The sequence below is a fragment of the Pseudomonas aestuarii genome (genome assembly GCF_027988105.1).
GTDB classification, from domain to species: domain Bacteria; phylum Pseudomonadota; class Gammaproteobacteria; order Pseudomonadales; family Pseudomonadaceae; genus Aquipseudomonas; species Aquipseudomonas aestuarii.
On sequence record NZ_JAQJZJ010000002.1, the window covers coordinates 622,160 to 634,806 of the forward strand.

General features: G+C 61.5%; 12 protein-coding genes, 1 tRNA gene and 1 pseudogene. 5 read left to right on the forward strand and 9 right to left on the reverse strand.

Features of this window, described 5'->3' with window-relative positions:
- The first annotated feature begins 22 nt into the window (after positions 1-22).
- The 3 genes from PH586_RS06820 to msrA all read left to right on the forward strand — a co-directional run bounded on the left by PH586_RS06820 (position 23) and on the right by msrA (position 2,449).
- On the forward strand, positions 23-1,066 hold the full coding sequence (locus PH586_RS06820) for a GGDEF domain-containing protein (protein WP_271346996.1): 1,044 nt from the start codon (positions 23-25) through the stop codon (positions 1,064-1,066).
- A gap of 199 nt (positions 1,067-1,265) precedes the next feature.
- A complete protein-coding gene (gene msrB / locus PH586_RS06825) occupies positions 1,266-1,772 on the forward strand; it encodes a peptide-methionine (R)-S-oxide reductase MsrB (RefSeq protein WP_271346997.1) in 507 nt (168 codons plus the stop codon).
- A 2-nt stretch (positions 1,773-1,774) separates the two neighbouring features.
- The gene (gene msrA, locus PH586_RS06830) at positions 1,775-2,449 is read left to right on the forward strand and encodes a peptide-methionine (S)-S-oxide reductase MsrA (protein WP_271346998.1); all 675 of its coding nucleotides are present in this window, start codon (positions 1,775-1,777) and stop codon (positions 2,447-2,449) included.
- Between the two features lie 62 nt (positions 2,450-2,511).
- Here msrA and PH586_RS06835 read toward each other — a convergent pair whose 3' ends face one another.
- The 5 genes from PH586_RS06835 to PH586_RS06855 form a co-directional block, all read right to left on the reverse strand.
- Entirely contained in the window at positions 2,512-3,000 is a 489-nt protein-coding gene (locus PH586_RS06835; RefSeq protein WP_271346999.1) for a GlcG/HbpS family heme-binding protein, read from the reverse strand.
- A gap of 118 nt (positions 3,001-3,118) precedes the next feature.
- The gene (locus tag PH586_RS06840) at positions 3,119-3,736 is read right to left on the reverse strand and encodes a response regulator transcription factor (RefSeq protein WP_271347000.1); all 618 of its coding nucleotides are present in this window, start codon (positions 3,734-3,736) and stop codon (positions 3,119-3,121) included.
- Positions 3,733-5,238, reverse strand: coding sequence for a sensor histidine kinase (locus PH586_RS06845; protein WP_271347001.1), 1,506 nt, complete (start codon positions 5,236-5,238; stop codon positions 3,733-3,735). The genes PH586_RS06840 and PH586_RS06845 overlap by 4 nt, the downstream gene beginning before the upstream one ends.
- A gap of 188 nt (positions 5,239-5,426) precedes the next feature.
- Positions 5,427-5,502, reverse strand: a tRNA-Thr gene (locus PH586_RS06850).
- A gap of 124 nt (positions 5,503-5,626) precedes the next feature.
- A complete protein-coding gene (locus tag PH586_RS06855; protein WP_271347002.1) occupies positions 5,627-6,469 on the reverse strand; it encodes a CvfB family protein in 843 nt (280 codons plus the stop codon).
- 325 nt (positions 6,470-6,794) lie between these two features.
- Here PH586_RS06855 and PH586_RS06860 point away from each other — a divergent pair, with 325 nt between their 5' ends.
- Positions 6,795-6,983 (forward strand): hypothetical protein, encoded by a 189-nt coding sequence (locus tag PH586_RS06860; RefSeq protein ID WP_271347003.1) that lies wholly within the window; start codon positions 6,795-6,797, stop codon positions 6,981-6,983.
- 145 nt (positions 6,984-7,128) lie between these two features.
- On the opposite strand, the gene PH586_RS06865 is transcribed toward PH586_RS06860, so the two are convergent.
- Together PH586_RS06865 and PH586_RS06870 are read right to left on the reverse strand one after the other, a co-directional pair.
- The gene (locus PH586_RS06865) at positions 7,129-8,226 is read right to left on the reverse strand and encodes a PQQ-dependent sugar dehydrogenase (protein ID WP_408636785.1); all 1,098 of its coding nucleotides are present in this window, start codon (positions 8,224-8,226) and stop codon (positions 7,129-7,131) included.
- Positions 8,227-8,379: 153 nt separating this feature from the next.
- Positions 8,380-9,102 carry a substrate-binding periplasmic protein gene (locus PH586_RS06870; RefSeq protein ID WP_271347005.1) on the reverse strand — a complete coding sequence of 241 codons (723 nt, stop codon included), beginning with the start codon at positions 9,100-9,102 and terminating at the stop codon, positions 8,380-8,382.
- 459 nt (positions 9,103-9,561) lie between these two features.
- Here PH586_RS06870 and PH586_RS06875 point away from each other — a divergent pair, with 459 nt between their 5' ends.
- Positions 9,562-10,542, forward strand: a complete 981-nt coding sequence (locus tag PH586_RS06875; RefSeq protein WP_271347006.1) for a zinc-dependent alcohol dehydrogenase family protein — start codon at positions 9,562-9,564, stop codon at positions 10,540-10,542.
- Between the two features lie 49 nt (positions 10,543-10,591).
- Here the strand turns inward: PH586_RS06875 and PH586_RS06880 are convergent.
- Together PH586_RS06880 and PH586_RS06885 are read right to left on the reverse strand one after the other, a co-directional pair.
- Positions 10,592-10,861, reverse strand: a pseudogene (locus PH586_RS06880) (DUF1294 domain-containing protein); the annotation flags it as partial.
- A 265-nt stretch (positions 10,862-11,126) separates the two neighbouring features.
- The gene (locus PH586_RS06885; protein WP_271347007.1) at positions 11,127-12,479 is read right to left on the reverse strand and encodes a DEAD/DEAH box helicase; all 1,353 of its coding nucleotides are present in this window, start codon (positions 12,477-12,479) and stop codon (positions 11,127-11,129) included.
- Between the last annotated feature and the right edge of the window lie 168 nt (positions 12,480-12,647).

The following is a 12,647-nucleotide window of genomic DNA, read 5'->3' on the forward strand; positions in this document are numbered from 1 at the left end:
ATAACAACGACAAGAGCCTTTCATGGCCAGACTGACCCAGCGACTGCTCAAGCGGCTGCGCAATGACTTCCAGCTGTCCATCATTACCCTGATGAGCCTGTTCGGCATCATGGGCATCTCGCCCTATGCCGTATATCGGCTGGCCGAAGGCAATTACCTGGTCAGCGCGGCCGATACCACCATCGTGTTTTCTACTGTCTGTGCCGTGCTCTACGCCTGGCGCACCGGCGACACAGTCAAACCCGGCGTCTATCTGGCGATCGTTTTCTCGCTGGGCGCGACGCTGATCGCCATCAACCTGGGGGTCAACGGACTGTTCTGGATCTACCCGCTGATCCTGTTCAACTTCTTCATGGTCTCCCCGGGGAAAGCCATGGTGGTCACCGTGCTGGTGCTGTCGAGCCTCGTTGGCTATGCACTGCTGGTACCGGGCACGGTATTCGAGAGCAGCTACCAGATGCTGTCATTCCTGGTCACCGGCATGCTGGCCAGCACCATGACCTTCATTTTCGCCTACCGTACCCGCAGCCAGCGCGACCAGTTGCAGATCCTGGCGATCCAGGACCCCTTGACCGGTGCGCGCAATCGCCGGGCGATGAATGAAGAACTGAAGATCGCCGTCTCCACCCATCGCCGGCACGGCATCGGCTATGGCGTACTGGTAATGGACCTCGATCACTTCAAGCAGGTCAACGACAGGTTTGGCCACCAGGCTGGCGATCAGGTGCTGGTGGCCTTCGTCGACCTGATCAAGTGTTGCTCACGCCAGGAAGATCGCCTGTTTCGCTTCGGCGGCGAAGAGTTCCTGTTGCTCTTGCCCAACACCGACGAGCGCGGCCTAAAAGCCGCATCGACTCATCTACAACAGCAGATCGCACAAAACCTGCCAGGCCCGGGCGGCCCCGTGACCGTCTCGATTGGCGGCGCCATCCTGCGCGACGACGAGCACTGGGAATCCTGGCTGGGACGCGCCGATCAATGCCTGTATCAAGCCAAAAGCGCCGGACGCAACCGCACCATCATCGATGGCGCACCGCACAACCCGAAGCCACTGCCCGCACATTAGCGCGCGGCACCAACTGGCCCTGCAGCGGACGCAGCCCCCTGGCGAAGCACTTGCTCTAGCGAGTAGGCTGGCGCTGAAGATAGGTCCCATCCCGGCCATGAAAATGACGCGCCCAATCGCGCGATAAATATCGCTCAGTGGCTGTAACAAACCGGGCATCCGCCAGTCTATTTTGCATATTCCCGTGCAGAGAATCGCCATGAAACGTCGCTCATTCCTTCAGGGCATAGCCTTGCTGCCCTCCCTACCCCTGCTTGCCAGCCACGCACCGCGCAGCCAGGCGGCGACTGTAGTGCCGCTGACCAAAGCGCACAGCGAGTGGCGCGAACTGTTGTCGCCAGAAGCCTATGCGGTTCTTTTCGAAGAGGACACCGAACGGGCAGGCAGCAGCCCGCTGAACCAGGAAAAACGCGCGGGCACCTATATCTGCGCCGCCTGCTATTTGCCGCTGTTCGACAGCCAGCACAAATACGAAAGCGGTACCGGCTGGCCCAGCTTTACCCAGGCGATTGCCGGCCACACTGAATTCAAGCGTGACTTCAAGCTGATCTTCCCGCGTACCGAATACCATTGCGCCCGTTGCGAAGGGCACCAGGGCCACCTGTTCAACGACGGCCCACCGCCTCGCGGCGAACGCTGGTGCAACAACGGCGTCGCGTTGCGTTTCATTCCCCAGGGTGAAGCCTTGCCCGCTCTCAGGAGTTGAACATGACCGCCAAAGCCCGATTCTGGCTCTCCCGCGGACCGCTGACAGCTGCCGCCCTGCTCCTGGCCGGGCTGCTCAGTGCCTGCGGACCGAGTTCGGCCGAAACAAGCCAGGCCCCGGCAATGATGCCGAGCGACTCCAGCTCACAGGATGCAAGTGTCGCGGTATTCGCCGGGGGCTGCTTCTGGTGCACCGAGTCGGATTTCGACAAGGTGCCCGGCGTACTGTCTACCACCTCCGGCTACATCGGCGGGCACGTGGAAAACCCCAGCTACCAACAGGTTTCGGCAGGCCGCAGCGGTCATATCGAAGCGGTGCAGGTGCGTTACGACCCGAGTCGAACCAGCTACGCCAAGCTGCTCGAAGCTTATTGGCCGACTATCGATCCATTGACCCCGAACGCCCAGTTCTGCGACCACGGCTCGCAATACCGCAGCGCCATCTTCTATAGCACTGCCGAGGAAAAAACCCTGGCCGAAGCCTCGAAAGCGGCCCTGCAAGCCTCGGGACGCTTCAGCCAGCCGATCGTCACGGAAATCCTGCCCGCCACCACCTTCTATCCCGCCGAGGACTATCACCAAGACTATTACCAGAAGAATCCGCTGCGCTACAGCTACTACCGGCACGGCTGTGGCCGCGATGCGCGGCTGGAACAACTCTGGGGCAAAAAACACTAGCGCATGCACCAGGCCACAGGCATGCCTGTGGCCTGCTCGCAGCAGTTCCCGCTCCCACGAACTTACTTCAGCTCACCCTCTACGCTCTGCAACGCGGCACTGGCGCATTGCTCATCGAGATGGCCGCCGGGCGCTCCACCGATGCCTACGGCACCGATGACCTGGTCGCCGAACTTGATCGGCAGGCCGCCGCCGAGCACCAGAAAATCATCGATCATTGGCAGGTACTGGGCACCGGGATTCTTCTGCACCATGGCCAGCACGGCCGAGGTCGGCGCCTTGGTTGATGCCGAGGTATAGGCCTTGCGCCGGCTGGCATCGACCGTATGCGGTCCGGCATTGTCGGCGCGCAGCACGGCTCGTACGTTACCGGCGCGGTCGACTACTGTGGCGGCGACGTTATAGCCCTGGGCTGCGCAGTTATGCACGGCGACAGTGACGATCTGCGCGGCGAGCGACTGGCTGATGTTGCGTTCGCTGACGACCTCGGCCTGTGCCTGCAGGCTCAGCGCGCCGAGGGTAGTGAGGGTGAGGCTGGCGAGTGATTTCATCGAGTTGCTCCAGTTGGGAATCGGTCAGTTCCGAGGCCACAATTCTGCGGCTCGGCGTACTGCCACCACCATCGGCTCGACTGCCCAGCAGACTCGGTAAAACTACCCAGCCCGCCCCTCAGGGATTCTCGATGGCCTTGAGGTAGAGCCTGACCAATTGCGCCAGCGAATCCACCTGCAGCTTCTCGAACAGATTGGCCCGATGGGTCTCCACCGTCCGTGGTGAAAGCCCCAGCATCCGGGCGATCTGCTTGTTGGAAAGGCCCTCGGCGATCTGCCCGAGTACCTCTCGCTCACGTTCGGTCAGGCGCGCCAGGCGCTCCTGTGCCGCACGTGAGACGCTGGTTTTTTGCCGACGGCCGATATGGCTGCGAATGGCCGACTGTACCGCTTCGATCAGCTCGCCTTCGTCCACCGGTTTACTGAGAAACTCCAACGCGCCGCTGCGAAACGCCCGCCGGCAGGCCGCCAGATCGCCATGTCCGGTGAGCATGATCACCGGCAGATCGATCTGCTCGCCGGCCAGACGTTCAAGCAATTGCAGGCCGGACTCGCCCGGCATGCGGATATCCAGGATCAGGCAGCCGATGGCATCGGCATCCCAGCCGGCGATGAAGGCCGTGCCGCTGGCATAGGCGTCACTGCGCAGGCCGATGGAGCGCAGCAGCAAGGTCAGCGCCTCGCGCACATCCGCATCGTCATCCACCAGGTAGACCACAGGAGAGGATTCATTCATTGGCGCTGTACCTGCGTGGCGACGGGCAGAATCACGCTGAACCGGCAGCCGCCTGCCGGACTGGGCTCGACAGTGAGCCTGCCGCCGGCCTGCTCGATGATACTGGCGCAGAGAGTCAGGCCAAGCCCGAGGCCGCCCGGCTTGGTGGTGTAGAAAGGCTCAAACAGACGAGCGGCCGCTTCGGTGCTGAGACCCGGCCCGGAATCGGCGATCTCCAGACGCAGCACTTGCCCCTCCTGGGTCAAGTGGATGTCGAGTCGGCGCTCGGCGCACTCGCTCATGGCCTCGGCAGCATTCAGCAGCAGGTTGACCAGCACCTGCTCGAAAGCAACGGCGTCGCCCAGCACTGTCGGCAGTCCGCTGGATAATGCGGTTTTGACCTTGATCTGCTGGCGGCGCAGGGTCGCCTGAGTCAGCGCCAGTGCGTCCTCCACCACGCCGCGCAAGTCCACCGGCTCAACCCGATCGGCCTTTGGCGAGAGGAACTGCCGCAGCCTGTGCACGATTGCGCCGGCACGCTTGGCCTGCCGCGCCAGGTTACCGGCGGCCTGCTGGGCACCCGACAGATCCACCGGGTCATCAGCCATGAAATGTGCCAGTGCCTGGCTATTGGCCAGAATGGCCGCCAGCGGCTGGTTCAGCTCGTGGGCGATACCGGCAGCCAACTCGCCCATGCTGTTGATCCGCGATGCCTGGGCCAAGGCCAGTTGACGCCGGGCAATGCTGCTGTGCCGGTATTGCGCGAAGGCCCAGCAGCACAGCAGGCTGATCGACAACAGCGTGACGATACCGATCGCCAGCCGCAGCCAGGGCAGTCGCTCGGGCATGGGCGACTGCTCGGTCGCCAGCTGGAAAGGCTGAGAATGACTGCCCAAGGTCTTGCGGAACAGCAACGGGGTCAAGTCCGACCAGCGGCTCGCTTGCGCGACAACCTGCCAGAGCAGCAAACCATCATCAGAGGTCAGTTGTGCAGTCATCCGCTCGGCCGGCAACTCCTCCGGTTGCAGCAGGCGAGCGCGGGCGATACGGATGGCGTATAGCGTTCCAGTCGGGCTGGAGCGCAGCAGGCGATAGTGCTCGGGGTCATCGGCCAGCACCCACAGTCGGGCTTGCCCCGACAGCGCCGGCAAGGATTCAAGCGTAACCGCGGCCAGAGCGGGCGAAGCCTGGCTGGCATTGCGCGTCCAGCGCCCAGTGGGTTCCCTGCGGTAGCGTTCGATGCCGACAATCTGCGGATAGCTGCGCTGCAACGAGCCGGCGAAACTCTCGAACAATGCCGTCGAAGTACCCAGCGACCGCTCGGCAGCCACCAAGGCGGCCAGAATCGCTTCATGCTGCTCGGCACGCTGGGTCAGCAGGCGATGGAGAATCCGCGATTGAGTCTCGAACGCCTCAAACGTGCGCACCCGCTCCTCTCCTAGCAACCAGTAGGCATAACCCAGGGACAGTCCCAACCAGACCAGCAAAGCAGCGAGCCAGGGCGATAGTGGTTTGCGGCTCATGGTGCGACGTCGCGGGTGCGCAACCTGAGTATCTGCATCGAAGTGCTCTCGGAAAGATGGTCGGACCATTGCGCCAAGCAACTGGCCAATCAGCAACAGAGTGTGCCATTGCGGCACGGCCTTTGTCGTTTCCGTAGGACTACGCAGAGCGACAGCGACGAGGATGCCTCGCACTACAGGGAGAGAGTTGGTGCCGTTGAGAGGAATCGAACCCCCGACCCCATCATTACGAATGACGTGCTCTACCAACTGAGCTACAACGGCAAAGGTTCGGGCATTATTCAACGGAGTCTGTGGCCGCTCAAGCAGGTTTTTTGAAAAGCAGCGCTCGCATCGCCCCAACAGGCAGAACACTACCCAGCAGCACATTGCTGCCGGGTAGGTGCTGTTACTTGGCGGACAACTCGATGCGGTCCTCGTGAATCACGATGCGACCCTGCTTGTACAAGCCGCCGATGGCCTTCTTGAAGTTGCCTTTGCTGACGCGAAACAGGGCGCTGATGGCCTCTGGCGAACTCTTGTCATTGAGGGGCAGCACGCCATCGTGATCGCGCAGCTTGGCCAGGATCTGCTCACCCAGGCTGCTCGCCGCTTCCTGTCCGACCGCCTGCAGGCTGAGGCTGATCTTGCCGTCGGCGCGTACTTCCTTGATAAAGCCTTTTTCCTGCATGCCGCTGCGCACGAACTTGAACAGTTCGTTCTTGTGGATCAGACCCCAATGCTTGCCATTGATGATCGCCTTGAAGCCCATGTCGGTGGACTCGGCCACCAGCAGGTCGACCTCCTGACCAGCCACGTAGGTGGCCGGCACGGTGTCCAGGTAGCGATCCAGGCGAGCAGTGGCGGTGATGCGCTTGCTGCGCTTGTCGAGAAACACGTAGACCACGCAGTAGTCGCCGACTTGCAGCGGCCGCTTTTCTTCCGAGTGAGGCAATAACAGATCTTTCGGCAAACCCCAGTCAAGAAATAAACCGACGCGGTTGATATCGACCACTTTCAGGCTGGCAAATTGGCCCACCTGGACTTTCGGTGTTTCCGTGGTTGCGATTAACTTGTCATCGCTGTCCAGGTAAATAAATACATTCAGCCAGTCTTCCACCTCACTTGGCGTGTCCTTGGGGATATAGCGCTTGGGCAGCAATATTTCGCCATCCGCGCCGCCATCCAGATACAGGCCAAAGTCGGTGTGTTTCACGACCTGCAAACTATTCATTCGTCCAATTACAGCCATGGTGCCCTACCCTCGTTGCGAGCCGGACATTCTACCTGAGTTGTGGCCCGGATTCTCGGCGCCGACACGCCAACGCGCAGGACCTCGACAGGGCCGCCCAGACCAACCCGACCAGTGGAAAGCCCCCATTAATCAAAACCACCGGACGGCTCATTCGCCTGATAGACACTCGATAAAACAATGACTTACTCAATGCCATCGGCACCACGCACACTCGCTGCCACTCACGGCCCTAGGCGCATCTTGAGATGCCAGCGTTATTTACCAAGCATTTGTCAAGCCGTTCAGGTACAATCGGCGGCCAAATTAATTTTTAAATAGGTTAATGGTCGCCATGCGTGTTAAAGCATCAAACAGCAAGCCCAAACCAGCTCCAGCCGTTGAAACCAGCGCTTCGATTGATGCGCAGATCGCCGCTTTCTTGAACTCCGGCGGTGAAATCCAGCAGATCGCCAAAGGCGTCAGTGGCCAGATCTACGGCGCATCCAAGCAGATCACCATTGGCAAAAAATAGCCAATAGCGACCTTAGCCCGCAGCGCTTTGCTTACCCGACAAGGCGCTGGGCTACCGTTTCACCCTCCCCCCGCAATCAAGTCCCAGCCCTCCCTGCAGCCTGACCGACAAGTCCAAGGCCAGTTCCTGCCTGCGTAACCCAGACTCATTTCGGCCGCAATTCAAGCCGCAACAATTGGCCGTTGGCCGCGTCAGTCAGCACATAAAGATAGCCATCCGGCCCCTGGCGCACATCGCGAATGCGCGCATCGAGCGGCTCCAGCAGACGCTCCTCGTGTACCACCTGATCGCCGCGCAACTCCAGGCGAATCAGCGCCCGTCCGGCCAACGCGCCGATGAACAGGTTGCCCCGCCAGGCAGGGAAACGCTCGCCGTCATAGAACGCCATGCCGCTGATTGCCGGCGATTTTTTCCAGACATAGTGCGGCGGTTCCGTTCCGGCGACCGTCTTGCCCCGGGCTTCCGGGATCGGCAAGAACGAATAGTTGACCCCATGGGTGGCGAGCGGCCAGCCGTAGTTCTTGCCGGCTTGCGGGATGTTGATCTCATCGCCGCCACGCGGCCCATGCTCGTGGGTCCACAGCTGCCCGGTCCAGGGATTGAGTGCGGCCCCTTGCTGGTTGCGATGGCCATAAGACCAGATTTCCGCGCGAGCGCCTGGCTGACCGACGAAGGGGTTGTCGCGCGGTACTTGGCCATCCGGGTGCAGGCGCACCACCTTGCCTTGCAGCTTGTCGAGGTCCTGCGCGGTCGAGCGCTGGTTGTTTTCGCCCAGGGCGACAAACAGGTAGCCGTCGCGGTCGAACACCAACCGCGAGCCGAAATGTGCGCCGCTGGACAGTTTCGGCAGCTGCCGGAAGATCACCTGGAAACCTTCCAGCTTGCGCTTATCCAGCGACAACCTGGCGCGCCCGACCGCAGTACCGGCACGCCCACCGTCGCCGGCCTCGGCATAGGACAGATAGACCAGGCGATCCTGGGCAAACTCGGGCGACAAGGCCACATCGAGCAGCCCACCCTGGCCTCTGGCATAGACCGCCGGGACTCCGCCGATCGGCTCGGACAGCCCGCCCTGCGGATCAACCAGGCGCAAACGCCCAGGCCGCTCGGTAACCAGCAGGCCTTGTCGGTCAGGCAGGAAGGCCATGCTCCAGGGGTGCTCCAACCCCGTGACCAGCGGGCGGAGCTGCAGAACGCCCTGCTCGCTGGGGTATCCACCGGCCTGCACGGCAGTCGGCGGCATCAGCAGCACGCCGACCAAGCCCAGTATCGCCAGTATGCGTGTGCGCAACATGCTTCGCTCCTCCGCTTTGGATTTTGGAAGCGCCGGATGGTCAAATCATGCAGCAGCACCGCCCGGCTTTCAGCCCAGAGAGCATTACCTTAGCTGTCGAACTCAATACATCGCGTAACGACGCTCGATCGCGCGGTACTCACCACTCGCGCGAATGGCCGCGAGGCCGCGATTGAAGCGGTCGCGCTGAGCCTCACGGCGGAAGCCGACCTGATAGGGGGTGGCTGCGAATATCCGATATTCGCTCAGTGGCTGGCTGACATCGACCTGATCGAGCACTTCACGATTGAGGTAGCGCAGGATCCGCATATCCGCCACCACCACCTCGATCCGCCCGCTGTAGAGCAGGCGGTTACGCGCGATCTGCTGCGCCTCTTCGCGATAACGCGGGTTGTTCTGCGCCATCCGCTGAAATTCGCTACCGAGCAAAAAACGTGCACGTTGAAAGGCGCTGACCGAGTAATTTTCCAGATCGGCAATCCGCTCGATCTTGTAGTTGCGCGCACGCAATGCCAGGGCAACATTCTGGTAGTAGATATGCGGCTCGGAATAGAAGGCATCAATGCCGCTCCGCTCGTTAGTGGTGGCAATGGCGTCGATTTCGCCACGACGCAGGCGCAGATGCAGGCGCTCCATGGGCGCATAGGTGACTTGGACCGTGAAGCCTGCATGTTTTGCCGCAGCCACAACTATCTCGTATTCCAGCCCACGTGCTTCGCCTTGAAACACATAAGGCGGCTTGTGCGTTCCAATACCCAGGCGCAGCGGTTCGGCCGCGATTGCGAAACTGAACCAGAGCAGCACCATTCCCCACATCCACTGCATGCCAATCTCCCTCGTTCCGCAGGCGTACAGCATAACCGGGCAAAATTGTGAACGGGTAGCCAGGTTGCGGCTCTCAGGTGGCCGCAGCCCATGCAGCGGCCAAGGTAATGGATTGCATGAGGCTGGCCGGTTCGTCGAGGTTGTCTGCCTGCTCGCCCGCTACAGCTCTTCTGCGGCGGCGAAAGGTCTGTCCGCACTGTCATGGACTTCATGCGGCAAGCGCTCGATCAGATCCCCGTTGCCAGTAATCTCATCCTCTCCAGTCAGCGTATTGCTCGATCAATGCCGGGCACACGACGCCCTGTAGATCCGACCCGCAAGAGCAAGCCAAGGTTCACGGACGTGGGTGCAGAAGCCGAGGGCAATCACCACCATCGATTTAACGGCATTCGTGCCGCCCTACCCACTCGGGTCTAGACTCTGTCCTCTTGATGCGCCGCGACCAACCGGAGAACCTTCATGCTCAAAGCCGAATACCAAAGCCGTGGCCCCGTGCCGCAAGACGTGATCGAGGCCGTCGATCTGCAACTACCAGCACCTGCCGTGGGCCAGGTACGGATCAAGGTGGAGGCCGCACCGATCAATCCTTCCGACGTGCTCACCCTGACTGGCGAATACGGCATGCTGCCGCCGCTGCCGGCGATTGGCGGTAACGAAGGGGTCGGCCGCATCGAGGAGCTGGGGCCCGAGGTGAGCAACCTGAAGGTCGGCCAACTGGTGCTGCTGCCGGTCGGCTGCGGCACCTGGGTCAGCCACCTCAATGCGCCAGCGAACAAACTGATCCCGTTGCCGGAAGCCGACCCGTTGCAACTGGCGATGCTGACCGTCAATCCGCCGACCGCCTCGCTGATGCTCAGCGAGTTTGTCGACCTCAAGCCGGGCGACTGGGTGATCCAGAACGCCGCCAACTCGGGCGTCGGCAGCTACCTGATACAACTGGCCAAACTGCGTGGTTTCAGGACCATCAACGTGGTGCGCCGCGAGTCGGCAGTGGCGGGTGTGCAAGCCGACGGCGGCGACGTGGTGCTGGTGGACGGACCTGACCTGGCCAAGCGCGTGCGCACGGCCACCGGCGGCGAAGCCGTGCGTCTGGGCATCGATGCGGTGGGCGGCGAGTCCACCGACCACCTGGCCGCCAGCCTCAGCGAAGACGGCGTGCTGGTCAACTACGGCATGATGAGCCGCCAGCCTTGCCAGGTCTCACCGGCGTCCTTCGTGTTCCGCGGCGTGAGCCTGCGTGGCTTCTGGCTGGCCAAATGGTTTCGCAATGCCACCCCGGCCGAGCAGATGAAGGTGTTCGCCGAGCTGACCCAATTGATTGCCAGCGGCAAGTTGCACACCCGCGTGGCAGCCACCTATGACGTCAGTCAGATCAAGCAAGCGGTGGCCGCTGCGGCCAGCGGCGAACGCGACGGCAAGATATTGATCGTGCCGAAGTAAGCCTCAGCAAAACGGCGGCGGATATGCCTTGCGCCTGTCCGCCGCAGGTTCAACCTGCTGCCGGCGCATACCCCAGCCACAGTGCCAGGCCAGCCAGCGACAGATGCAGCAGCACGATCAGCCAGAACGTCAGCTGATAGCCCAGCTTGCGATTCTTGTGGCGAATCAGGCGTTGCGCCAAGAATCCACCCGGCCAGCCACCCAACAGCTCATAAAGGTGCAGGCGCGCCTCGGGTGTGCGCTGCAGGCCTTTGATGGCGAACTGCTTATCGCGGTAGTAGGCGACAAAGCAGATCAGGCTCATCAACCCATAGATCAGTGCCAGCAACAGCGGCATATCGACTCCAACGAGCACTGGCTGAGCCTGTTCGTGCCAAAGACGCGCAACGCCCTGCAGCATTGGCGGGTAGCTGGCGTAGTCAGTGACACTCAAGGTCAGATTGCTATGTGCCAAGGCACAGGGTAGGTCGCTGTAGAGCGCCACGCCATCGGGCTGCACACATTTGTGGATACTGCCCTGCGCCTGGGCCACGCCAACGCACATCGTCAAGCCCAGCCCATACAGACGCGCAACGACCATGGCCTTACTCGGCGGCAGGAGTGCGCCGCTTGAGCGGTGCCAAACCATCCTGGCTGACCAGTTCGGGCGCTGCGACCTTGGGCTTGTTGATGGTATTGCGCTTGCTTGGCGCCTTGCTGGCCGGCTTCTTCGCGGCGAGCTTCTTGCCGGTCTTGGGATCGATCTTTTTCTTCTTCGGCCCAACCGCCTTGCCAGACGCCTTGAGGTTCTTCGGGCCTTGGTAGATGCCTTTCATATCCTTGATATTGCGCCGCTCGAAACGCTGCTTGAGGTAGCGCTCGATGCTCGACATCAGCGACCAGTCGTTGTGGCAGATCAGCGAAATCGCCAGACCTTCGGCACCCGCTCGGCCGGTACGGCCAATGCGGTGGACGTATTCGTCACCCGAACGCGGCATGTCGAAGTTGATCACCAGATCCAGACCGTCGACATCCAGGCCACGAGCGGCCACATCGGTGGCTACCAGAATTTTCACTGCGCCTTGCTTGAGGCGGTCGATGGCCAGCTTGCGGTCTTTCTGATCCTTCTCGCCGTGCAATACGAAGGTCTTGAAGTCGTGGGCGACCAACTTGCCATATAGGCGGTCAGCCTGGACCCGGGTATTGGTGAAGATGATTGCCTTGTCGTAGGTCTCGTTTTTCAGCAACCACTCGACCAGACGCTCCTTATGGTGGTTGTGGTCGGCGGTGATGATCTGCTGGCGCGTGCCTTCATTGAGCTGGCTGACGCGGTTGAGCTGCAGGTGCTCGGGCTCTTTGAGCACCTTGGCGACGATCTCACGCAGGCTTGCACCGCCGCTGGTCGCGGAGAACAGCAGGGTCTGGCGCGCGCTATTGCACAGCTCGCTCAGACGCTGCACGTCTTCGGCAAAGCCCATATCGAGCATGCGGTCGGCTTCGTCGAGGACCAGCACCTCCACTTCATCGAGCAGCAGGTTGCCGGCGTTGGCGTGTTCGATCAGACGACCCGGCGTGCCGATCAGGATGTCGACCCGGCGCAGCATCGCGGCCTGCATCTTGAAATCCTCGCCACCGGTAATCAAACCGGCCTTGAGGAAGGTGAACTGGGCGAAGCGCTCGACTTCCTTGAGCGTTTGCTGGGCCAGTTCACGGGTGGGCAACATAATCAGCGCGCGCACACTCATGCGCGGCGAGGAAGCACCATCGCCTAACAGGCGATTGAGCATCGGCAGGACGAAGGCCGCCGTCTTGCCGCTGCCGGTCTGCGCCGTCACCCGCAAATCGCGCCCCTGCAGTGCCAGCGGGATAGCCGCGAGCTGCACTGGAGTGGGCTCGGTAAAGTTCAGCGCAGCCACGGCTTTCAGCAGACGTTCATGCAGGGCGAATTGGGAAAACACGGAGGTAACCTCGACGAAAAACGGAAATCAGCTGTATAGCGTAACGGTTTCCCACGCTGCGGCCGAATTTCTTTGTGCCAGAGCGCACAAAGCATGCTACCCGGCACTTGAACAAACCGCCATGTACGCACTCCAATCAAGCAGCATAACCGCCCCAAAGCCCCGGAG

Excerpts from the sequence above, each read along its gene's own strand:
- PH586_RS06820 (WP_271346996.1), top strand. The coding sequence starts at position 23 with ATGGCCAGACTGACCCAGCGACTGCTCAAGCGGCTGCGCAATGACTTC.
- msrB (WP_271346997.1), top strand. The coding sequence starts at position 1,266 with ATGAAACGTCGCTCATTCCTTCAGGGCATAGCCTTGCTGCCCTCCCTA.
- msrA (WP_271346998.1), top strand. The coding sequence starts at position 1,775 with ATGACCGCCAAAGCCCGATTCTGGCTCTCCCGCGGACCGCTGACAGCT.
- PH586_RS06835 (WP_271346999.1), bottom strand. The coding sequence starts at position 3,000 with ATGAAATCACTCGCCAGCCTCACCCTCACTACCCTCGGCGCGCTGAGC.
- PH586_RS06840 (WP_271347000.1), bottom strand. The coding sequence starts at position 3,736 with ATGAATGAATCCTCTCCTGTGGTCTACCTGGTGGATGACGATGCGGAT.
- PH586_RS06845 (WP_271347001.1), bottom strand. The coding sequence starts at position 5,238 with ATGAGCCGCAAACCACTATCGCCCTGGCTCGCTGCTTTGCTGGTCTGG.
- PH586_RS06855 (WP_271347002.1), bottom strand. The coding sequence starts at position 6,469 with ATGGCTGTAATTGGACGAATGAATAGTTTGCAGGTCGTGAAACACACC.
- PH586_RS06860 (WP_271347003.1), top strand. The coding sequence starts at position 6,795 with ATGGTCGCCATGCGTGTTAAAGCATCAAACAGCAAGCCCAAACCAGCT.
- PH586_RS06865 (WP_408636785.1), bottom strand. The coding sequence starts at position 8,226 with ATGCCGCCGACTGCCGTGCAGGCCGGTGGATACCCCAGCGAGCAGGGC.
- PH586_RS06870 (WP_271347005.1), bottom strand. The coding sequence starts at position 9,102 with ATGCAGTGGATGTGGGGAATGGTGCTGCTCTGGTTCAGTTTCGCAATC.
- PH586_RS06875 (WP_271347006.1), top strand. The coding sequence starts at position 9,562 with ATGCTCAAAGCCGAATACCAAAGCCGTGGCCCCGTGCCGCAAGACGTG.